A 22,445-nucleotide genomic window follows, 5' to 3' on the forward strand; every position below is an offset into this window, starting at 1 on the left:
ATTAAAAGAAGGGGGAGTTTTATGTATCGTATAAAAACTGTGCAAACACCACCACTTTGGGAGACACTTCTAATTACTGCTGCAATTGTAAGTATTATTAGCACGAGTATTATCTTATTTGAGTCATCCCCTCATGTACCACTTGTTATTTCCTTATTATTGCTTTGTATTTATGGAATTGCTAAAGGAGTTCCTTATAAAACGTTAGAAGAGGGAATTATTGAAGGGGCAAAATCGGGAATGGGAGCAGTGTTTATATTTTTCTTTATTGGTGTGTTGATTGCTACATGGATGTTAGGTGGAACGATACCAACATTAATGTACAGTGGGTTGGAGCTTGTCACACCAAGTTTCTATTTTGCAGTAGTATTTATCATTACATCTGTAATCGGGATAGCGGTGGGGAGTTCCTTAACCACGGTTGCAACCGTTGGCGTAGCTTTTATTGGTATTTCTGAGGCAGTCGATGTTTCCTTAGCTATTACCGCCGGAGCTATTGTTTCGGGGTCTTTTTTTGGAGATAAAATGTCCCCATTGTCAGATACAACGAATATGGCTTCATCTATTTTAAAAGTAGATTTATTTGATCACATTAAAAATATGATGGGGACAACCATTCCAGCCTTTGTAATAACCTTACTTATTTTTGTATTTATCTCGCCAAAGTTGACGGACGCTAATTTTGGAAAGATGGTTGAGTTTCAGAACGGGTTAATAGATACTGGTCTTGTTAGTTGGTATAACGGAGTAATTCCGCTTGTGGTTTTAATCGTGCTTTCGATTAAAAAGGTTCCTGCGATTTTAACATTGGCAGCAGGATCCCTGGCTGCGGTTATCATGGCATTATTTCATAGCACTCCATCATTAGAAAATTTATTTCGAATTTTAATGGGAGGATTTGTTTCAGAAACAGGAGTTGAAGCGATTGATTCTCTACTGACAAGAGGAGGTATCAACGGAATGCTATTTACCATTGGATTGGTATTGCTTGCGCTAAGTATGGGAGGGCTACTATTTACCTTAGGTATCATTCCTAGATTATTAGCATCCATTGAACATTTATTAAATAAAGTGTTTTCTGTCATTTTTGCGTCTGCTTTGACTGCTGTTGGAATCAATGTTCTGATTGGTGAGCAATACTTATCCATTTTATTAACAGGTGAGACGTATCGTATGTCGTATGAAAAAGTCGGGTTAGCTAAGAAGAATTTAGCAAGGGTAGCAGAAGATGCAGGAACTGTAATTAATCCACTTGTACCTTGGAGTGTTTGTGGTGTTTTTATTACAACGGTATTAGGTGTTCCGACATTAGAATATTTACCTTTTGCCTTTTTCTGTTTGTTATCCCCAATACTAACGTTAATGTTTGGTTATACTGGATGGACATTAACTTATGAACCTATAAAAAAGAAAAAATCACCGTCTGTAGGAGCAACAGGATAATGGTGCCACTTCAAAATGAACTCCCTTATCGTAGATAGATGGTAAGGGTTTTTTGCTTTTTGAAGAGAGCATAAGATTTGTAAAGTATCCATTCATATCCACTGACTAAAGTTACTTCCTTTTGATGAATGACCAAAACCAGTCTCCTCCCTTCCATAAAAAGAACCTGCCTCAATGTACCGAAACTTTTGTAGAGTAGGGTGATTAAAATCTAAGGATATATGTATAGTCGATCTAGGTGATTTTCTGCCGCACTGTCTTGATGCTAGCCAAGTTTTTCTTATTGAAGTAAAGTTGTGCATACAAAAACCGATATTTTTAGTATAATAGAAGTTGCATTGGTTTTTTTGTACTATAAGAAAGTGTAAATTTAGGGTTTATCCCGCATGTAAGGTGCCATACTTTCCTCAATTCTAAAATCTATTATGCATTGTGAATATAAAAGAAAAAACGGCACCTAAATGCCCGATTGGTTCAGGGGCCTTTAGGTCATACCCTTGTGGTACTAACATTCAGTAGGAGAGGGAAGAAAGCTCCTACTGAATGAAGTTTCACTTTATAGTATAAGAAAAACTATAACTTTCGCTAAAGACTTGGCGACAAGCCGAGTTTTTCTAACATAAAATTTTAGCGAAAGTTGGTTGAACGTCGCTGAAATTTTTGTTTAAAAGAATACGTGCCCAGGCAATCGCCTTCGCCGGGAAGCTAGCCAAGTTTTTCTTTATAAATAGTATTGTTTAGGAGAAGCGATATGAGTAGATTGAACTTTAAAAATATTTATACAGCAGGTGCGGTCGTAAACGAATCAGATTTGTACATCCATTATCATAATCCAAAAATGTTAATAAAGTATGATGATAATTATTTAGAATTTTTAAAAATGCCTACATTAGAACAATTTAAAGAAGCTGCTGCTTATTTGCATGATTTTCACTTACAGCGCAATCAATACCATGTAAAATTTAAGTTTCCAGAAAACAAGAAGCCGGTTGAGGAACTCATTCATTATTTTATAACATGCAATTATGACTATACGTACTTAGAGTTATTCGCAATTCAGCCCAATCAATTTCCCCGTGTCCAAGAAAACTCAGATCTAACCATTCAGCTTGTTTCAGAAGTTAATTTTGATCATTATTTGTATACAAAGTATCAACAAGATAGCGCATTTGGAAAGGAATTTGCAAATGCACAACGTGATGCATATCAACAAGAGTTTCAAGATCCAAGTAAACTGCAAATTTTGTCATATTTCCGGGGAAATATTTCAGGTTCTTTAGACATAATTATTGGTCAAAATATTGCAGAAATTGACGGATTATATGTACTTGAAGCGTATCGTAACAAGGGAATTGCTAGTGCTATGCAACAATTTATTATGAATACATTTCCTGATAAGACGATAATCGTGCTGGCTGATGGAGAAGATACACCGCGGGAGATGTATATTAAACAAAAATACCGTTATTTAGCCTTCCAATACGAAGTTCAAAAGGTATATATGAATCAGAAAGCGACAATAAAACAATAGTAACGGTATGTTAAATAAGAAAGAAACAACCTTTGAGCTTTTTCTCAAAGGTTGTTTCTTTCTAGAAAACGATATCATTTTTGAGAATTTGGTTTTGTATAACATCTTTACTTTAATGTAACTTTTGATTTGTGTCTTCGTATTACAGGGCAAGGGGGGATTGTTTATGTCTGAATCGTGGGAGCGACCTAAATTAAAGATTCCTAAAACAAAAAGTGAATGGATTTGGGATGGAGTTGGCTATGTAAGTTTTTTGGGAACACTCATTTTTTTAATTGCGATTTGGAAGGAGCTTCCTTCGGCGATACCCGCACATTTTAATGCTGCTGGTGAAATTACACGCTGGGGGAGCAAAAGAGAATTGTTGATCCTACCTGTGATGGGGATGTTTATGACACTTTTTACACAAATACTTGAAAAATATCCAGAGAGCCATAATTATCCGAAGCGTTTTAATGAATCGAATGCAGCACAATTTTATTTGCATAGCAGAAAAATGGTTAATAGGATAAAAAATATTTGTTTACTTATTTTTTCCTTTATCCTATTTGAACAAGTTTCTATCGCATTAGGCTGGTGGGGCGGCTCAGGAGTTTGGATGTTACCAATCATCCTGATTATTGTTTTTTTTCCAATAATAGTTGGACTTATTCAACAAAGAAAGATTAAATAAAAAGCAAAACGTTATCGGTAAAAAAGGTGATCACTGTTTAGGGGGATCATCTTTTTTGATTATAAAGATTAAGTTTTATTCTAGTCTACTTCTTATAAATATTGCCACGTTTATTATTATTTAGTAGTTCGCTAGTATCCGAAGTCTTTTTCTATTATAAAATTTCAAATCGTTTTACAATTTTTTGGATTTCGTGATAACTCAAATACATTTAATTGTTAACAGGTTGCCTATAACTAAGTTTATCTATAAAGAAGAAGCTATATTAATTTAGAAGTTCGTACGCCGCTAACCGTTCGAATCTAAAGATGTGTTCTTGTGAGCATTCTTCATTGATTCTTAGATTATCATAGGAACAAATAGTCATAATCATTTAAAAAAGTTTTACTTTCTTGTTCAAGAGGGAAAGGTTATTTTTTTGTGAAAATCTACACAATTTGGCGTTTGAAGTGTATATTTGCAATGTGACTAATGTAATTATTTCTATTTGTCACAAAACATTCAACTAAAGTTCAATTTATTGTACCGAATTTCGTGAACATTTTTTGACAACTAGTATATTCTCTTGTTTTCGTTTTTTTATAGGATTAAGATTGAAAAACGGAAATTCAAAGTGTGATTTTATCATGCTTCTAAATAATTATTTCTAGATATAACATCATTTAGGGGGAGGGGTATCTCTGATGAAATTAAAATGGGCGATCTTAGGAGCTCTACTTACAATGATAGCTGTGCTGACAGGGTGTGAACCGTTAGCCGTCTTAGATCCAAAAGGACCGCAAGCACAGACACAAGCTGATGTAATATGGATTTCGATAGCGATTATGTCGTTTATCGTTATTACCGTATTTGCAATGTTGATTTACATGCTGATTAAATATCGTGCGTCAAAACAGCCTGACTCATATGAACCGCCGCACATTGAGGGGAGTGCTATTGTAGAGGCAATTTGTGTTGGTATTCCAATTCTTATTGTTACCGTGCTTTCCGTAATTTCAGTCCAAAGTACGTATAAAGTCGAGGCTACTCCAGAGGTTTATAAAGACAAGGAACCTCTAGTTATTTATGCTTCATCATCTGATTGGAAATGGCATTTTAGCTATCCAGAGGAAAATATCGAAACGGTTAACTATTTGTATATTCCAACAGATAGACCACTTGAATTCAGACTATATTCGCATGGAGCTATTACGAGCTTTTGGATTCCGCAACTTGGTGGACAAAAATATGCGATGTCAGATATGATTACTACTTTGCATTTAGGTGCTGATTCTCCAGGAGAATTTATGGGGAGGAATGCAAACTTTAGTGGGGAAGGTTTTGCCGAAAATACATTCAATGTAAAAGCAATGCCACAACAGGAATTTGCCGATTGGGTGAAAGAAGTGAAGCAAACTGCGAAACCACTTACAGAAGATAAATTTGTCGAGTTATTAGAGCCTGGACATTTAGGACAATTAACGTTTACTGGTACGCATTTGGACTTTATGCCGCCTCCTGAAGGACATCATGGAGGGGAAGGCACTCATGGGTCGAACACTGACGGCCACTCCATGGGACAACATGAGAAAACTGATGAAGATCAAACGGATAGTTCTGAAGCCAACCGTTCACAAACAACAGAAAACCATCATGAAGGACAGCACTAAGCTTTGCATCGGAGTTATTTGGGAGGGAGTAGATAAGTATGGACTTTTTTGAGAGATTTGCGATACCGCATCCAAGTCCCGCTATATATGCATCTATGGTTGCTATTGGTTTAACTACTATTGCAATAATAGTTGGCTTAACCTATTTTAAAAAATGGGGTTATTTATGGCGTGAATGGCTTACCACTGTTGATCATAAAAAAATCGGAATTATGTATATGATTTCTGCATTATTAATGCTGTTTCGAGGTGGAGCAGATGTGCTGATGATGCGTGCGCAAACTGCTGTACCTGAAAACACGCTGTTGGATGCACAGCATTATAATGAAATATTTACGACACACGGAGTTGTAATGATTATATTCATGGCAATGGCATTTATCATTGCGTTAATGAACTTTGTCATTCCATTACAAATTGGCGCACGAGATGTTGCGTTTCCTCGTTTGAATGCTCTTAGCTTTTGGCTTTATTTTATGGGAGCAATGTTATTTAATATATCGTTTGTAATTGGTGGTTCACCAAGCTCAGGATGGACTTCTTATTTTCCGTTAGCCGGAAATGATCTAAGCCCATCTGTAGGAACGAATTATTACATGCTTGCTCTGCAAATATCCGGGTTAGGTACTCTGATTACTGGAATTAACTTTATTGTGACGATTCTTAAAATGCGAGCTCCAGGCATGACTTTAATGAAAATGCCAATGTTTACATGGGCTGGTTTAATTACAAACGTCATTATCGTGTTTGCTTTTCCGGTATTAACTGTTGCATTAGCGATGGGAACAATGGATAGATTGTTTGGAACTAATTTCTTTACAACAACAGATGGTGGAATGGATATGCTGTGGGCTAATCTATTCTGGGTATGGGGACACCCGGAAGTATATATTTTAATTTTGCCTGCTTTCGGTATTTATAGCGAAATTATCCCAACTTTCTCACGTAGAAATCTATATGGTTATAATACGATGGTCATTTCCATGGTAGTTATCTCATTACTATCATTTCTTGTCTGGGTGCACCACTTCTTTACAATGGGGCAAGGAGCATTAGTAAATAGTATTTTCTCCATTACAACCATGGCGATAGCAGTTCCAACGGGAATTAAAATATTCAACTGGTTATTTACGATGTGGAAAGGTAAGATTAAGTTTACTGTACCGATGTTATATTCATTAGGCTTTATTCCGATTTTTACTATCGGTGGTGTAACCGGAGTAATGCTTGGCATGGCTTCGGCTGACTATCAATATCATAATACAATGTTTTTAGTCGCACACTTTCACTTAGTTATTATTCCTGGTGTTGTGTTCGCTATGATCGCAGGTTTAACCTATTGGTGGCCAAAAATGTTCGGCTTTATGTTAAATGAACGAATTGGAAGATGGACGTTCTGGTTTATCGCGATTGGTACATGTTTGGCGTTCTTCCCGATGTTTATTTCAGGGTTAGATGGTCAAGCTCGTCGTATGTATACCTACTCCGAAGCAACCGGCTTTGGGATATGGAATATGCTTTCGTTTATTGGAGCAATCGGACTAGCAATCGGATTTGTGCTTCTTGTGTACAATATCTACTATAGTATACGTTATGCTTCAAGAGATATTGGAGATGACCCATGGGATGCACGTTCACTTGAGTGGGCAACGCATAGCCCGGTACCTGAATATAACTTTGCTATTGCACCGGAAGTTAATTCGCGTCAGCCCTTTTGGGATGCAAAGAAGCATGGTCACAAATTATTTAAGGCTGGCTATAAAGAGATCCATATGCCGAATAATAGTGGTGTTCCGTTTATAATGGCTGTCTTTTTCTTCATCTTCGGATTTGCTTTTATATTTAGTATGTGGATAACAGCGATTGCTTCACTTATTGGTATTTTTGCTTGCTTAATTCATCGTTCATTTGAAAAGGATCATGGATACCATATTTCTGGTGATGAACTTAAAAAAACAGAAGCAGAACTGCGGGGTGCTAAATAATGAATATAGATAAGACACAACCGCTTGAATACCGTACAGAGCAAGGTCGTTTAAATATATTAGGTTTTTGGATATTTATTGGTGCAGAGGTTATGCTGTTTGCAACATTATTCGCATCTTATTTCATTTTGGTAGATCGTACAGGAAGTGGTCCTACAGGAGCAGATGTTTTCCAAATTACTCCGGTATTAATTGAAACGATTTTGTTATTAACAAGTAGTTTTACGATTGGGCTCGGGGTTCATGCGATGCGAATCGGCAACAAAAAGGCGATGTTAAGCTTTTTTATCCTTACGCTAATTCTTGGCGTGGCATTCTTGGGAGTAGAAATTTATGAATTCTATCATTATGTACATGTCGGTGCAGGAATTCAGACAAGTGCATTTACATCTATTTTATTGACAACTCTTGGAACGCACGGATTACACGTTACGTTTGGTTTGTTCTGGGGAATTATGATCGTGATACAAATCATAAAACGTGGTTTAAATTCGGAAACAGCTAATAAATCATTTATTTTTTCCCTTTACTGGCATTTCTTAGACGTTGTATGGATTTTTATTTTCAGCTTCGTCTACTTGAAAGGAATGATGTAAATGAAGGAATTATTTCCAACTAAACATGTAATGGGCTTTGTCTTTTCTTTAGTACTTACCGTTGTCGCTCTCTTGGTATATTTTATGGATATGTCGTTTGCGGTAGGAATGACGGTCCTCCTTGTTACGGCTTTTGCTCAAGCTGGACTGCAGCTAATAATCTTTATGCACGCGGGTGAATCTAAAGATAGAGGTGCTATTTATACAACGATATATTATGGTGTTATCGTAGCCATTATGACTGTTTTTGGTTCATTATTAGCCATGGTCTGGGGTTATGTATAAAAGGAAAAAGCCGTCCATACATTTTGATGTATTGGGCGGTTTTTTTAGTATGTAAGAAAAACTATCCGTTTTTATTCATCATACTGAGAAATATTCTAGGGGGTTTAGTATAGAAAATCAACTATTTTTATAATCGATGTTCAAAAAACATTTGATGTTAGAAAGTGGTGAAAGCAAACTAATCTAAATACTGAAGAAAATATTAGCAGAATAATAAAATTATAGAGAGACAAAGGTTGGACAGTTATACATGTAGAACATACGTTAATAATCTTAATTTAGTATTCTACCCTGCTAATAACCGATTTTCGATAAAAGAAATAGTTGCATTTATAGACCAGTACTAATAATAACAAAGAAAATGAACAGCAGTTTTATTGCAACAAACTTAGAAACATTTTTAAAAGTAAATAGACTCATCACAGCCGTAATTACAGGGTCTTGTATATTTACAACTACAGAATGAGCAGTAACCCAGGCCTTCGTACATACTTAATTCAGATACAACAGATTTGTTTGGATTAACGGATTAAAATAATAATTAGTATAATGTAAATACGATACATAATGTATCATTACCTACAAGATAAATTAGCTGCCATTTTAATGACAATGCAAAGAAGATGATAGTTTTAGCACATTAATTAAAATTGAGTAGCATATATAAGAAGTCAAACAATCTTAACTCTTTGGCTATCATAATTGTAAATGTATCGATTTTGAATTGATGTGACGATTATGTTATGGGAGATTTAGTAGATGGCAACGCTAGGTTGAGATAATTTCAATTTTTTGTATAAAGAAAGTGTTACCGCTCTTATTTTTATAGAGAGGGTGAACTAAGGATTTTATAAAATGTTTAGAATAACCTCCTGGCTCAGTTTTACGTTAAGGAGTGTTCAGGCAGTGTGCAGCCAATATACTCATGCTGTTAGGAAATTCCATAGAAAGTCAAACAATTAATTCTCTTTCTTTTTTCTTCTGTCATTCATTTCTTCTGTTGCTACAAAGAATATTCCCATTAAAAAGATAAAAACAGCTCCCATCACAGTTCCGATCCCTATTCCTGTTATATAACTGTAATCGCTTACAAAAAATCCATAAATAAACATCGTTATCCCAGCAAATAATATGATTGCACCAACATATTTTGTTGCACGTAACATTTTTGCATTGTTCATAAGTGGCCTCCTTTTTTGCAAATCAAGTTGCTTAACTTGATTGTTATTTAATTTGCAAAATTTCAAGTAATATATAATTTCATCTATCTATATTATTCATGTTGTTCACAAAATTGTCAAATAGTATTATTTATAATGTTTTTTGTTGACATAAAATTAACCTCAGCATAGACTATAATCAAACAATCAAATAACTATTTGACTATAGGGGGATTAACTTGAAAACCGCAAATACCAAAAAGCATCAATCAGATGTTTGTGAAACGTTTTGTTATGATGAAGCTAAAGTAAATCATATTCGCCCAAAAGTAGATAAAATGGAAGGTGTAGAGCAGCTTTTCAAGGCATTAGCAGATGCTACCAGGCTTAAAATAGCTTATGCATTAACATTAGAAAGGGAATTATGTGTTTGCGATGTTGCCCATATTATTGGCGCAACGAAGGCTACTGCCTCGCATCATTTAAGACTTTTACGGAATATGGGATTAGCAAAGGATCGTAAAGAAGGTAAGAATGTATTTTACTCATTAGATGATGAACATGTGCACCAGTTAGTGACAATAGCAATTGTACATGCAAAAGAAGGTGTTGATATTGGAAAAGAATGAGCATGTGTACCGTCTACAAGGATTATCCTGCGCAAACTGTGCCGCAAAATTTGAAAAGAATGTTCGTGACATTGCTTCTGTCCAAGATGTAAAAATAAATTTTGGTGCATCAAAAATCAAGGTAGTAGGAGAAGCCACTATTGATCAACTGGAATCAGCAGGAGCATTTGATGGAATTAAAGTTGTTCCGGAGAAAAAGCGCTTAGAGGAGCACAAGAAGCAATCATTCTGGAAAAAACAAAGCAATATTACTACAATGTTTTCACTGTTCTTTACCGTTTTAGGTTATGTATTTATGTTTCAAGTTGGAGAAAAAAATATGGCAACGATAGGAACCTTTGCTGCAGCTATTTTAGTTGGTGGCTGGGAACTGTTTAAAGTTGGTCTTAGGAACCTTACCAAATTTGAATTTGATATGAAGACATTAATGACCATCGCCATAATTGGAGCAGCCATTATTGGCGAATGGGCAGAAGGTGCAGTCGTTGTTTTCCTATTCGCTGTAAGTGAAGCATTAGAGGGCTACTCCTTAGAAAAAGCCCGACAGTCCATTCGGTCATTAATGGATATTGCGCCAAATATCGCAATGATTAGACGTGGAGATAAGCTAGTTGAAGTGGATGTTGATGATGTCCAAATTAATGATGTCATGATTATAAAACCAGGGGAAAAAATTGCGATGGATGGAGCAGTATTAAAAGGAGAGTCTTCTATTAATCAGGCTGCAATTACTGGAGAATCTATACCAGTCTATAAGACTGCCGGAGATAAAGTGTTTGCAGGTACATTAAATGAAGAAGGATCTTTAGAAATTCGAGTAACGAAATATGCAAAGGATACTACTATTGCGAAAATTATTCATTTAGTAGAAGAAGCACAAGCTGAACGAGCCCCTTCACAGCAATTTGTCGATCGCTTTGCGAAATACTATACGCCTGCTATTATCGTTATTGCCTTTTTAGTAGCAGTTATTCCGCCACTATTCTTTGATGCGTCATGGTCTCAATGGGTGTATAGTGGACTAGCTGTACTTGTGGTAGGTTGTCCTTGTGCCTTGGTAATTTCAACCCCTGTTGCAATCGTTACAGCAATTGGGAATGCAGCACGTAAGGGTGTGCTAATTAAAGGTGGTATTCACTTAGAAACTGCTGGAAAATTAGAAGTGATTGCCTTTGATAAAACAGGAACCTTAACAGAGGGGAAGCCGGCAGTGACAGAGGTGATATCTTTAGGAAATCTGTCAAGACAAGAAGTTCTAGCACATGCCGCAGCCATTGAAACATTCTCGCAGCATCCATTAGCCTCTTCGATATTACGTAAAGCAAAAGAGGAAAAAGTAAACGAACTGCATGCTAATAACTTTATGTCTCTAACAGGTAAAGGAGCAAAAGCAACAATTGACCAAACTGAATATTTTATTGGAAGTCCTGCTCTATTTAGAGAGTTTGTAAATATACCGAAAGAATTACAGCAGCAAATTCGCACCTTGCAAACGCAAGGAAAAACAGTGATGCTTTTAGGAACGAAAACAAGAATGGAAGGGTTGATAGCCGTTGCTGACCAAGTACGAAAAAACAGTCGCTCCATGATAGAAAGGCTACGTAATCTTGGTAAACGAACAATTATGCTTACAGGAGATAACCAAGCTACCGGAGCTGCAATTGGACGAGAGATTGGTATCTCAGAAACAAAGGCAGAATTACTACCACAAGATAAGTTAACAATGATTAAGCAATTGAAAGAACAATATGGAAAAGTAGCGATGGTAGGAGATGGAATTAATGATGCGCCTGCTCTGGCAGCGGCAGATTTAGGAATTGCTATGGGTGGTGCCGGTACGGATACAGCGATGGAAACGGCTGATATTGCGTTAATGTCAGATGATTTGAGCAAAGTTCCATACATGATGGGCTTAAGTAAAAAAGCATTAAACATTATTAAGCAGAACGTTACTTTTGCTCTTGGTTTAAAAATTGTTGCATTGCTGTTAGTTATTCCTGGATGGCTCACATTATGGCTCGCTATTTTTGCGGATATGGGAGCAACCCTGTTAGTAGTATTTAATTCATTACGTCTAATGAAAACAAAATAAGCAAAATATTCTAAGTGAACACCCGCTTTTTTTGGAGGGTGTTCATTTTTTTAATGCTTATGAACTTGACCTAAATCTACAGATGGAGCGACTTTATAGATTCTGTGACATGTAAAGATCAGGGATAAAATGATGTTGACAACTATATGGAATAGGAGTAAATTATAGCTTATTGATAGTAATTAACAAAATATTTATATGCCTTTTTATCGCTTAATCTCTAAGAGCGGGGGAACCATAAGTAACAAAATAGAACAAACGATTTGGCTTAGATAGTGCCTATAACGTCATTATTTTTCTGTTTTGGGGTGAATCTTAGTTCATCAAGAGGGGATACTTTCAGTTCCTAATCCGACAGCTAACCTCGTAAGCGTTCATTTCAATCCGAGAGAAAGGTCCAAGGGCTGAACAACCTTAGACCATGCTTTATTGCAATGGTCTTTTTTATCGTTTTGGGAACAAGATTCGTTCTACATGATGGTTCTTTTGGGTGAAAAAGTTCCGTTGTCTAACTCGTTCGCTTAAACTGTGGCAAGCTTCCAACTTCTCCCTTCGATAAGTTAACATCGACTCGAATCTAAAGGAAAACCGACTAAAGCGGGCTTGCCGTGTCGGGCATACCTCTGTTTTAGTGGCAAGTTTCCTTTATCCCGGATGTAAGAAGCTGTATTTTTCCCATTTCAGAATGCTTATGATATTGCGAACATGAAAAATACGGCTCCTAAACCCCAATTCGTGTGGGGCAACAGGACATGGAAAGCTACGACATCGATACATCTGGACAAGGAAAGCTTCTTGAATAAGCATCAAACACAGAAAAAGAGTTTTTCTTCTTCAAGGACAAGAAAAAATACTTCTTACGTAGAAAAGTGTTTTACTTTTCAAGGAAAGGGAAAGCTACGACAGCGACATATAGTGATTTTCCAAGGAGAAAAGTAATCCTTGAATAAGTTCCTTATCGGGTTAGAAGGTCTCTAGTTTGTACGTTACTATCCGATTGCTTTTGTTTCTTTCGTTCATTTAATGATCTTTGGCGAATATTAATTTGTCTAGAGAATGGAATAAATAATAGTAAACATGGCAGGCAACAACAGAAAGAAGGATATAGGATGTTACAGAGTATTTGCAATTCACTATTTCATAGAATAGAAAGGCGACCGGGTTCTTTTATCGCTTATTTTTATACATTTGGAAAGTATGTGCTTCGATTAAGCAGAAACACTAAAAATGTAACTGTTCAAAGAATAAGTGTAACAAAAGGATCGTTTATGCCAAAGGCTTCTCCCGAACATAGTGTTTGTTACGGTTATATAAAGAATATGTACTTAGAACAGAGGTGTAGGCCATGAGGAGGATCATTTCTTTACGTCCATTTGCAAGAAGTGCGATCCATTTTAGTCCCCCTCAAACCCTCGCATTCACATTTTTGATATTTATTTTAGGTGGAACTGTATTGTTAAAGCTGCCAATTGCTACGACAGAACCTATATCTTGGATGGATGCGTGGTTTACTGCAACTTCAGCAACTACGGTTACAGGTTTGATCGTTGTAGATACAGGGATAACGTATACGCTATTTGGTGAAATGGTAATTATGTTTTTGATGCAAAGCGGTGGTCTCGGCTTAATGACATTTTCTATCCTAATTTTAATGATGTTGAGAAAAAAGATTGGTTTACGACAACGCATATTGACGCAGCAATCCTTAAACCTTAATCAAACTTCTATTGGCGGACTTGTCCGTTTAGTTAAACGATTATTTATATTTTCTATATCTATTGAAGCAATCGCATTTGGAATATTATGTATCAAATGGATTCCTGAATTTGGAATTTTAGGCATTAAATATAGCTTATTCCATAGTATATCAGCTTTTAATAATGCGGGTTTTTCTTTATGGGAAAATAACTTAATCAATTATGTAGGTGACCCGCTGGTTAATATTGTGATTACAGCTTTGTTTATTACCGGTGGTCTAGGTTTTACCGTTTTAGCGGATGTTTGGGATAAAAGAAGGTTTCATAAGCTTTCTTTACATTCCAAACTAATGCTTGTTGGGACATTAATTATTAATGTTTCTGCTTTACTAGCGTTATTTTTTCTAGAGTATGGAAATCCAGAAACAATTGGGAATTTTTCCTTTGTTGATAAACTGTGGGGTTCCTATTTTCAGGCAGTGACACCGCGTACCGCTGGATTTAATACATTAGATATAGCAGAGATGACAACCCCCTCTATACTGCTAATGATGCTACTGATGTTTATTGGTGCCGGGAGTGGGTCTACCGGGAGTGGAATTAAAGTAACCACTTTTGTTGTCATGATATTGGCCACGATTTCCTTTTTACGAGGAAAAAGTGAAACGACTGCTTTCAACCGAGCGATTAAACCGCATACTATAGTGCGTGCATTGTCAATTATGATGATCAGTATTTTATTGATATTTGTTGCTATTTTTATTTTAACCATTACAGAGGATGCACCGTTTTTAGTTATTGCATTTGAAGTGATCTCAGCATTTGGTACAGTTGGTTTATCAATGGGAATAACACCGGATCTAACGTTTTTGGGTAAAATTGTGATTATCGTGATGATGTTTATTGGTCGAATTGGTCCGCTAACTATCGCTTTTGTATTTGCTAGACAAAAATCATTGTCCATTCGTTATCCTGAAGAAGATATATTTACTGGGTAAATAAGGAGAGTTTCCCCCTCTCTTTATTTATATATATGAATTTTTAGCAAAAGCAAAAAGCAAGCTATTCGCTTGGTATGAAGTATAAAGGCGTGTTCAAAAAGAGGGCTAAAAAGGATTAAGATCGGCTAAGTTTTCATACGTCCTTGAAAAAGCAGCATACTTTCTGCGTCGGGTGCGTCGCTGATTAGATTGCTTGTTTAAGGAACAGAGAAATGAGGTAACGAAGCAATTCGATGTATGCCTTTTTAGCAGATTTTTTGAACATCTTTTATAAGCACAATTAATTCTCCTGCATGAGGCTTAATTTGTTTTACGAATATTATTTTTTAATCTAGTATCTTGCATTATTCAGTAGTAGAATATATAGTATATATAGGTACTATTTATTGTTCACTAGTAATAAAATAAAAATGAGGGTGTATGGCCGAATGAATGTTCAATTTAAAAAGGGTGTATTAGAGTTATGTGTTCTTGCTTTATTAGATAGGCAGGATCATTATGGCTATGAACTGGCGAACAAAATATCCAAGCGAATAGCGATATCAGAAGGGTCGGTTTATCCGCTATTAAGAAGACTTGCAAAAGAGGAATACTTTACAACCTATTTAAAAGAATCGACGGAAGGACCATCCAGAAAATATTACCGGCTAACGGACAAAGGAAGGGATTATCTTCGTCAATTAATTCATGAGTGGGTACTGTTTTCCGAGGGCGTAAACAAACTGCTGCAGGAGGGTGAGCATATTGAATAAAAATCAATTTATTAAAAAATTAACAAAAGGAATCAAAAAGCTTCCTAAAAATGAACAACAGGATATTATTCAAGACTTCGAAGAACATTTTGCAGCAGGGATGGCAGAAGGAAAAACGGAGACGGAAATCGCTGCTGCGTTAGGATCACCAAGTCAAGTTGCTAAAGAGCTTGTAGCAAACTACCGTCTTGAAAGGGTTCAAGATACTACCAACACTGGCAATATCCTCCGAGCTGTCTGGGCTGTAATAGGATTAGGCTTCTTCAATATGGTTATTGTGCTTGGCCCTTTTATTGCTTTAGTCTCATTAATTGCTGCTGGATGGATAATGGGTGGTGCATTTATCATATCTCCTTTACTTGCTTTGGTGAATTTAATCTTTTTTCCGGAGTCATTTATCCTTTTTGATTTATTTGTAGCGTTAGCTCTGACAGGAATTGGAATATTTATTGCTATTGGTATGTATTATATAACACGCTGGATATTTAAAGGCTTTGTTCGCTATTTGCAATATAATGTAAAGATGGTAAAGGGTGGTCTAAAGCATGGGTAACATCAAAAAGTTAAGCTTAATTGCCTTATTATTAATAATTATTGGTGGCATAGGAAGCTTGTTTACTTTTAAAACCTTAGAAAGAGGTACTGTTTCTGAGACGAAGGAAGTAGAGGCTAAAGAAGTATCAAATCTAAAGATAGATCTGATAAATGAAAAAGTGAATATTGTTCCTACTAAAGAGGCTGAAATAAAAATAGAACTTAAGGGGAAAAGCAATGAGCCCGATAGAAAACACTTAAACGTAGATAAGCAAGGCGGGACGTTAACCATTCAAAAAAAACGCGAACATTTTAATAAATTCGTCTTTTTTGAACGAAGTGATTCGTTAACATTAACTGTCTATTTGCCTAAAAAAGAGTATGAATCTATTCAAGTTGAAGTGAACAACGGTAGTATTAAAGCCGATCACATTACTGTAAAAAATATGAAGGTTTCTGGAGATAATGGTAAAATTTTTCTAAGAGATGTAAAAGCAGATCAAACAAATGTAGGAACGACAAATGGTAGTGTTCTGTTAAAAGATATTTCAGGAAAACTTAAAGGAAAAACAAATAACGGTAAAATTTCTCTTTTAACTGTTGATTTAGATCGTTCTCTCGATTTTACGACGAACAATGGTACGATTGAGATAAAAACTGAGAACGAGCCAACTAATGTTACCTACGATCTACGTGTAGGCAATGGAAATATTCAAGTGTTTGATGAAAAAAACTGGGATACGGTGATCGGGAACGGAAAAAACTTGATCAAAGCATCTACGGATAACGGAGATATTGAGATTAAAAAATATTAAGTCTCGGTATTGAAGTACTTGTTCTGTAAGCAGATGAAAACGGACTAGAAAGGTTAAAGCAACGAATGTATGTAATTGCAATCAAGCAACCAGAAATAAATCTACTTGAAAATTCGAAGTTTCTTTTTGTGTAGTTTTGTAGGATCTGATTCGCTAATTCAATCGTCTTCTCTCGTTTAAATTTAGCAATTAGAAATACCTCCCATTCATTTATTTTACCAATAAAAAACTAAACTGCGAAGCAAGAGGGTAGTTACCCCTAAAAGTTAAAGGATTCAGCGCAATACTCCCGCTGAATCCTTTATTATTTTTATGTTTAAGAGTAGTGATCATCTGAGTTAGATAGCATCAAACAAAGTAATCTTGCTGTCTGAGCACTTATTCCTCTACAGGCGATAGTTCGTCTTCTGTTACCCATTTATGATTTTTAACTTCTTCACCTGTTGTTGTAGATTTATAATCAACCATATAAACAGTAGTTTGTTTAGCTTCGTCAATAGTAGCTTTGGCACCATCCATTCCTTTCATATGAGAGGCTTTAATGGTTGCTTCATCACCTGGTGTCAAAGGCTCATCTCCTACGTCAGCTAGTTCTTCGTGGATGACCCATTTATGGTTCTCCACTTTTTCACCTCCGTCTGTTGGTGTATAAGTCACCATATAGACAATCGTATCATAGGCGCCTTTAATAGTTGCTTCTGCTCCTTTCATCCCTTCCATATGATCAGCTTCAATAATTGCCTTACTTCCAACCTCATATTTTGGATTTTCAGCTTCTTTTAAGTTTTCTGGTACTTCACCAGAACTAGAATGCTCCATTTCACTTTCTTCTTTAGAATTTTTTTCTTTCTCCGTGTTCGTTTCCTCTTGTTGATTTGTTGCCTTGCCATTTTCGTTATTGTTTGTTCCTTCATCCTGATTAGTTCCACAAGCGGCTAATGTTATTGCTGAGATAATGGAGACCAATCCGATAAACCATTTTTTCTTCATTTCTTATACCTCCTATGTGAAATGTGCCTTTGGTAATGAAAATACCCAATAAATTTGCAGATTTTGTGCAATTTCTATGACATATTGTAAGTAAATCCTTAGAAAATTATACTTCTTCTGCACAAAAACTCGATATTATTGCATTAGGATAAGAAACGGTTGATTAACTATAAAATGAGAAAAACAGATAAAAGTGCTGATTAGGAATCAAAAGGCTTGCCCGTTGTCTAGGAAACTAAACCCGTTTCTATATGTGGATATCTTTTTTGAAAAGTAGCTTCGTCGTCTAGCCTAACGATTGAGCGACTACAACTTCGATCTTTTTCCTACGATAAGTTAATGTTGGCTTCTGTAGTCATTGTGTACTATCTTAGAAGAATTTCATTTTGTATGTCGCGAAACAAGCACTTCCGCTTTTGTTCTGTTATGATTTTTGTACAGTTTTAATGGGAGAAGAAGGGGAAAATGTTATGTTTAATCGACTATCGTTAAAAATGGGAGCACTTTTTTTTGTATTTATTTTAATTATAGGTGGGCTGCTTTATTTTATTCTTTATATTAATTTAGCGAATGAACGAATAAACGAAATCATCAACAATCTATTAGCGAGAGGAAATACACATAGTGATGTATTAGAGGATCATTTTGATGAAACGACGATGAACCATGTGGGTCTAATGGAGTCTGCTTCTGATTTTGTCGTAATTATTACAGACGTAAAAGGAGATATACTTGTTCAATCCAATCCGCTAGAGAAAGAAATGGAAACAGTGATTAAACGAACGGATTATAATCAGATTCCTCCTGAGGGAGTCGTAATAGAAGATAACTGGAAAGAAAAGCAATATATTGCGACAGATAGTCCAATAACGATAGATGGTGAACATCGTGGTCATGTATTTATGTTTGCAAACTCGAAGCAGGTAAGAAGTATATTGGATCAGCTAAGTAATCATTTTAAATTTATCGGATTTATAACGGTTGGCATAACAATTATTACAATATTTATTTTGTCTCGTTTTATTACCTCACCGGTAGTGAAAATGAAACGAGCAACAGAGCAGTTAAGTATAGGAAACAACCAAGTAGAATTGCATACAGAACGAAATGATGAACTTGGAGAGTTGGCAAAATCGATTCAGTCATTATCCAATGACTTGGATCGGTTAAAAAATGAACGAAAAGAATTTTTAGCAAGTATTTCCCATGAATTACGTACACCGTTGACCTATATTAAAGGTTATGCAGATATCATCCATCGTCGATCCTTATCAGAGCAAGAGTTAATAGAATATATCGAGATTATTCGGGAAGAAACCGAACAATTATCAAAATTAATCAAACATTTATTTGAATTGGCAAAGATGGACCAGTATTCCTTTGTCATCAATCGAGAATTAGTTACGTTAAAGACACTTATTGCATCTATTATCGATTTAATACAACCTGTGATTCAACAAAAAAATATTAGCGTATCTTTACAATGTCCCTATTATATAAAGGCATTTGTTGATCCGCATCGTTTCCAACAGGTTATCTTAAATATTTTGGATAATGCAGTAAAACATTCTCCAAAGGGCTCTGTCATTACTATAGAGGTCAGAGAACAAAGAGAATTTATTACCATTACCGTTTTGGATCATGGTGAAGGTATACCGAAACAGGACCTGCCTTTTGTGTTTGACCGTTTGTATAGAGTAGATAAATCAAGATCAAGAAAAAGCGGTGGGAGTGGACTTGGTCTAGCCATAGCTAGAGAAATTGTGGAATCCCATGGAGGTTCCATGAGGATCAACAGTAAATTCGGTGAAGGAACGGATGTGCTTATTCAATTACCGATAATATCAAAAAAAATATAAAAACTCTTCGAATATTGAAGGCTTAACATTGAGGCGTCACGAACATGAATCTTTACAAAAATATGCAACCAACCCTTGTTGCGTAAGGCCTTGATCTTATTATACTCGCCACTTAATATAAGGACTCGGTGGGTAAGTCGTTCCGAATTCTTTTCAAGGGGAAACTCTTTTTATACACAAATGTACTAATATACTAATATCAAGAGTTATCAGGTTTTTATTAAAAAACGTTTAAAAGTATGCAATAATTTAGGAGGGGGGTTCAAATGAATAAAGTATTATTAATTGATGATGAACAGCGTATGTTAGATTTATTAGCATTATATTTGCAACCGTACAATTATGATTGCGTAAAAATAAAAAAAGCAGAAGAAGCGCTTTATTATTTGGAAAAGGATAATTTTGATATTGTTTTACTTGATATAATGATGCCAAATATCGATGGGTGGGAGTTATGTAAGCGTATAAGGGAATTCTCTGATGTGCCGATTATTATGATAACTGCGAGAGATCAACAAGATGATATTGTTAAGGGATTACGTCTTGGTGCAGATGACTATATTACCAAGCCGTTTGATGAACGGGAGTTATTGGCCAGGATAGAAGCATTGATTAGGAGAACGGTGCCTAAGAAAACTATTGAGATAAATGGTTTATGTTGGAATGAGGATAAATTTGAGCTTACGTATAATGACCAAATAATTAAATTAACACCAAAGGAATTCCTCATGATTGGTCAATTAATGAAGCAACCGACAATTGTGTATACAAGAGAGCAGCTTATTGAGTTGATTTGGGGATTCAATTCTGAAACAGAAGGAAGAACAATCGATTCACATATTAGAAATATGCGAGAAAAAGTAAGGCAAGCTGGTTTTCCAATCGATGATTATTTAGTAACGGTTTGGGGGATTGGCTATAAATGGGTAATTCCCCATGAATGACAACAGTCCGAATGCACATTACATCTAATAAACGATTCAAAGAATATAAATTGAAGTAAAGAAAATATCGCACTTGCTTTTATATTTTCGGTATTTTATCCCATATGTAACTGGCAGTAAGTCTTGCCCTTACATGAAGTGAGGTGAACCCAGGGAGATAAGTGGAGGATCCAACTACAAGTCAAATGTCCGATTCTGTTCAGAGGTTTTAAGCCACACCCTTGCTGTACGAATAATCAGTGGGGGGATAATAGAAAACCCCCACTAATTGAAGATTGACTTACATTAAGCAGCTCGGCAAATTTTTGCACACTTAAAGCAAGCCTCTGCGCATTGTTGACAATGGTCATGATCATGCTTTTTACACTCTGCTCCGCAGGCTTCACAAATAGTCGCACAAATAGCGGTTAACTCGGAAAGAAATGGAGTCCCTCTAGTAATTGCCTGTTCCACATAACTGCAAATTTCCGCACACTCTCTATCCAAGCGAATGCAATTAGCCATCTTGTGTAATTCTTTCTCTTCAAGGCAGGCATCGTAACAATGGTTACAAGCAGTCATACATTCATGCAATGCTTGAATAAGCTCCCTATGTTGTTCATGTGCCATGAAAACCCTCCTTTTATTAGTTACATTTCCCATGTTTGCTTAGATTAAACTAAAATCAATGAAAAATGTTTCATCGTAATGCTAAAATGGAATAAATTGAATAGGGGAGTGAAGGGCGTTGAGTTATCAATGGCTTGAATGGGCTAGAAGAGTCCAGGCCTTAGCCCAGGCTGGTTTGGAATTTACCAAAGATGAGTATGATCGTGAACGTTATGAGGAGCTTTGGGAATTGAGTATGGAAATAATGTCATCCTACTCGGAGTATGATATGAAACAATTAACCAACCTATTTCAAGATGAACACGGATATCCAACACCAAAGATGGATGTACGAGGTGCTGTATTCAAAGATGGGCGTATATTAATGGTTCAAGAACGGATGGATAATAAATGGTCACTTCCAGGCGGTTTTTGTGAAGTTGGTTTATCTCCTTGTGAAAATATTGTAAAAGAGATATATGAGGAATCAGGTTATCACACCATTCCTTGTAAATTTCTCGCCCTTATGGATATGATGAAACATCCACATCCACCACAGCCTTATCATTATTATAAAGTGTTTATTCAATGTGAGATTGTGGGTGGTGAAAGAAGTAGTGGTATTGAAACGAATGATGTTGCATTTTTTCACGAGAATGCCCTTCCTGAAATATCCATAAAAAGAAATACAAAAGAGCAAATTAAGATGTTATTTGAGTTTTATATAAATCCTAGTAAACAAGCTATTGTCGATTAAATACGAGGAAAATGTGAATAAATATTTTTCTTTTTCAAATACTTATAGGGAATGTTCAAAAATAGGATAGAATGGTGCATTGAATTTCATCGTTGTCTCGGATTTTATAACCTTTTTTGAACATGACTTATATCAAGGGTATTATTTTAGGGAATATAACCTTTACTAAAGGCGTAATCTACATTTTAATACCCTTATGTTTTACGTATAAGAACAACTAGGTGCTTGTAATAGTGGGCAGGGCATTAGCCGCCTAGCACGAACAGCGGGTGTGACTCCTTTGTTGTAAAGCTTCAATCATGGGAAAATCTTAGTAGGTAGATGGAAGGGTTATTCTAGCTAAGAACCGTTATCCTTTTGTCCGTGGTGGTTATCATAAGCAATTGTGCAAAGCTTAAGCACCCAAGCTGTAGCAAAAGCAAACTTCCAATCTTCTTTTTTACAATAAATCAATATCGGCTCGAA

19 protein-coding genes and 1 riboswitch are annotated in these 22,445 nt (G+C 35.8%); of the genes, 16 read left to right on the forward strand and 3 right to left on the reverse strand.

The genetic code is table 11. From position 1 onward, the window contains the following. The first annotated feature begins 21 nt into the window (after nucleotides 1-21). The 7 genes from nhaC to qoxD all read left to right on the forward strand — a co-directional run bounded on the left by nhaC (nucleotide 22) and on the right by qoxD (nucleotide 8,162). Nucleotides 22-1,443, forward strand: a complete 1,422-nt coding sequence (nhaC, locus tag BN1066_RS09760; RefSeq protein WP_077319260.1) for a Na+/H+ antiporter NhaC — start codon at nucleotides 22-24, stop codon at nucleotides 1,441-1,443. Between the two features lie 751 nt (nucleotides 1,444-2,194). Further along, a complete protein-coding gene (locus BN1066_RS09765) occupies nucleotides 2,195-2,974 on the forward strand; it encodes a GNAT family N-acetyltransferase (RefSeq protein WP_077319261.1) in 780 nt (259 codons plus the stop codon). Between the two features lie 166 nt (nucleotides 2,975-3,140). Beyond that, nucleotides 3,141-3,647, forward strand: a complete 507-nt coding sequence (locus BN1066_RS09770; protein WP_077319262.1) for a DUF1648 domain-containing protein — start codon at nucleotides 3,141-3,143, stop codon at nucleotides 3,645-3,647. 683 nt (nucleotides 3,648-4,330) lie between these two features. Continuing rightward, complete coding sequence (qoxA, locus tag BN1066_RS09775) at nucleotides 4,331-5,296, forward strand: cytochrome aa3 quinol oxidase subunit II (protein WP_077319263.1); 966 nt, start codon at nucleotides 4,331-4,333, stop codon at nucleotides 5,294-5,296. A 38-nt stretch (nucleotides 5,297-5,334) separates the two neighbouring features. Further along, the gene (gene qoxB, locus BN1066_RS09780; protein ID WP_077319264.1) at nucleotides 5,335-7,281 is read left to right on the forward strand and encodes a cytochrome aa3 quinol oxidase subunit I; all 1,947 of its coding nucleotides are present in this window, start codon (nucleotides 5,335-5,337) and stop codon (nucleotides 7,279-7,281) included. Next, the gene (gene qoxC / locus BN1066_RS09785) at nucleotides 7,281-7,877 is read left to right on the forward strand and encodes a cytochrome aa3 quinol oxidase subunit III (protein ID WP_077319265.1); all 597 of its coding nucleotides are present in this window, start codon (nucleotides 7,281-7,283) and stop codon (nucleotides 7,875-7,877) included. Before qoxB ends, qoxC begins: the two co-directional genes overlap by 1 nt. Continuing rightward, on the forward strand, nucleotides 7,878-8,162 hold the full coding sequence (gene qoxD / locus BN1066_RS09790; RefSeq protein ID WP_077319266.1) for a cytochrome aa3 quinol oxidase subunit IV: 285 nt from the start codon (nucleotides 7,878-7,880) through the stop codon (nucleotides 8,160-8,162). A 959-nt stretch (nucleotides 8,163-9,121) separates the two neighbouring features. Here qoxD and BN1066_RS09795 read toward each other — a convergent pair. Then, nucleotides 9,122-9,343 (reverse strand): hypothetical protein, encoded by a 222-nt coding sequence (locus BN1066_RS09795; protein ID WP_077319267.1) that lies wholly within the window; start codon nucleotides 9,341-9,343, stop codon nucleotides 9,122-9,124. A 218-nt stretch (nucleotides 9,344-9,561) separates the two neighbouring features. On the opposite strand from BN1066_RS09795, the gene BN1066_RS09800 reads away from it, so the two are divergent. The 6 genes from BN1066_RS09800 to BN1066_RS09830 all read left to right on the forward strand — a co-directional run bounded on the left by BN1066_RS09800 (nucleotide 9,562) and on the right by BN1066_RS09830 (nucleotide 16,842). Next, the gene (locus tag BN1066_RS09800) at nucleotides 9,562-9,951 is read left to right on the forward strand and encodes an ArsR/SmtB family transcription factor (protein WP_245799759.1); all 390 of its coding nucleotides are present in this window, start codon (nucleotides 9,562-9,564) and stop codon (nucleotides 9,949-9,951) included. Then, nucleotides 9,917-12,043, forward strand: coding sequence for a heavy metal translocating P-type ATPase (locus tag BN1066_RS09805; protein WP_077319268.1), 2,127 nt, complete (start codon nucleotides 9,917-9,919; stop codon nucleotides 12,041-12,043). Before BN1066_RS09800 ends, BN1066_RS09805 begins: the two co-directional genes overlap by 35 nt. 200 nt (nucleotides 12,044-12,243) lie before the next feature. Beyond that, nucleotides 12,244-12,431, forward strand: a riboswitch (cyclic di-AMP (ydaO/yuaA leader). Between the two features lie 957 nt (nucleotides 12,432-13,388). After that, nucleotides 13,389-14,738 (forward strand): TrkH family potassium uptake protein, encoded by a 1,350-nt coding sequence (locus BN1066_RS09815; protein ID WP_077319270.1) that lies wholly within the window; start codon nucleotides 13,389-13,391, stop codon nucleotides 14,736-14,738. 431 nt (nucleotides 14,739-15,169) lie between these two features. Beyond that, entirely contained in the window at nucleotides 15,170-15,493 is a 324-nt protein-coding gene (locus BN1066_RS09820) for a PadR family transcriptional regulator (RefSeq protein WP_077319271.1), read from the forward strand. Then, complete coding sequence (locus tag BN1066_RS09825; protein ID WP_077319272.1) at nucleotides 15,486-16,046, forward strand: DUF1700 domain-containing protein; 561 nt, start codon at nucleotides 15,486-15,488, stop codon at nucleotides 16,044-16,046. The genes BN1066_RS09820 and BN1066_RS09825 overlap by 8 nt, the downstream gene beginning before the upstream one ends. Then, nucleotides 16,039-16,842 carry a DUF4097 family beta strand repeat-containing protein gene (locus BN1066_RS09830; RefSeq protein WP_077319273.1) on the forward strand — a complete coding sequence of 268 codons (804 nt, stop codon included), beginning with the start codon at nucleotides 16,039-16,041 and terminating at the stop codon, nucleotides 16,840-16,842. The genes BN1066_RS09825 and BN1066_RS09830 overlap by 8 nt, the downstream gene beginning before the upstream one ends. A 378-nt stretch (nucleotides 16,843-17,220) precedes the next feature. Here the strand turns inward: BN1066_RS09830 and BN1066_RS09835 are convergent, their stop codons facing one another. Next, nucleotides 17,221-17,832 carry a YdhK family protein gene (locus BN1066_RS09835; RefSeq protein WP_077319274.1) on the reverse strand — a complete coding sequence of 204 codons (612 nt, stop codon included), beginning with the start codon at nucleotides 17,830-17,832 and terminating at the stop codon, nucleotides 17,221-17,223. Between the two features lie 470 nt (nucleotides 17,833-18,302). On the opposite strand from BN1066_RS09835, the gene BN1066_RS09840 reads away from it, so the two are divergent. Together BN1066_RS09840 and BN1066_RS09845 are read left to right on the forward strand one after the other, a co-directional pair. Then, nucleotides 18,303-19,691 (forward strand): sensor histidine kinase, encoded by a 1,389-nt coding sequence (locus BN1066_RS09840; protein ID WP_077321435.1) that lies wholly within the window; start codon nucleotides 18,303-18,305, stop codon nucleotides 19,689-19,691. A gap of 266 nt (nucleotides 19,692-19,957) precedes the next feature. Then, the gene (locus tag BN1066_RS09845) at nucleotides 19,958-20,635 is read left to right on the forward strand and encodes a response regulator transcription factor (RefSeq protein WP_077319275.1); all 678 of its coding nucleotides are present in this window, start codon (nucleotides 19,958-19,960) and stop codon (nucleotides 20,633-20,635) included. Nucleotides 20,636-20,920: 285 nt separating this feature from the next. Here the strand turns inward: BN1066_RS09845 and BN1066_RS09850 are convergent, their stop codons facing one another. Beyond that, nucleotides 20,921-21,244: a four-helix bundle copper-binding protein gene (locus tag BN1066_RS09850; protein WP_077319276.1), complete on the reverse strand. Its 324-nt coding sequence runs from the start codon at nucleotides 21,242-21,244 to the stop codon at nucleotides 20,921-20,923. A gap of 118 nt (nucleotides 21,245-21,362) precedes the next feature. Here BN1066_RS09850 and BN1066_RS09855 point away from each other — a divergent pair, with 118 nt between their 5' ends. Beyond that, nucleotides 21,363-21,980 carry an NUDIX hydrolase gene (locus tag BN1066_RS09855; RefSeq protein ID WP_077319277.1) on the forward strand — a complete coding sequence of 206 codons (618 nt, stop codon included), beginning with the start codon at nucleotides 21,363-21,365 and terminating at the stop codon, nucleotides 21,978-21,980. Nucleotides 21,981-22,445: the final 465 nt, after the last annotated feature.

Source organism: Virgibacillus proomii (assembly GCF_900162615.1).
Lineage (GTDB): Bacteria > Bacillota > Bacilli > Bacillales > Amphibacillaceae > Virgibacillus > Virgibacillus proomii.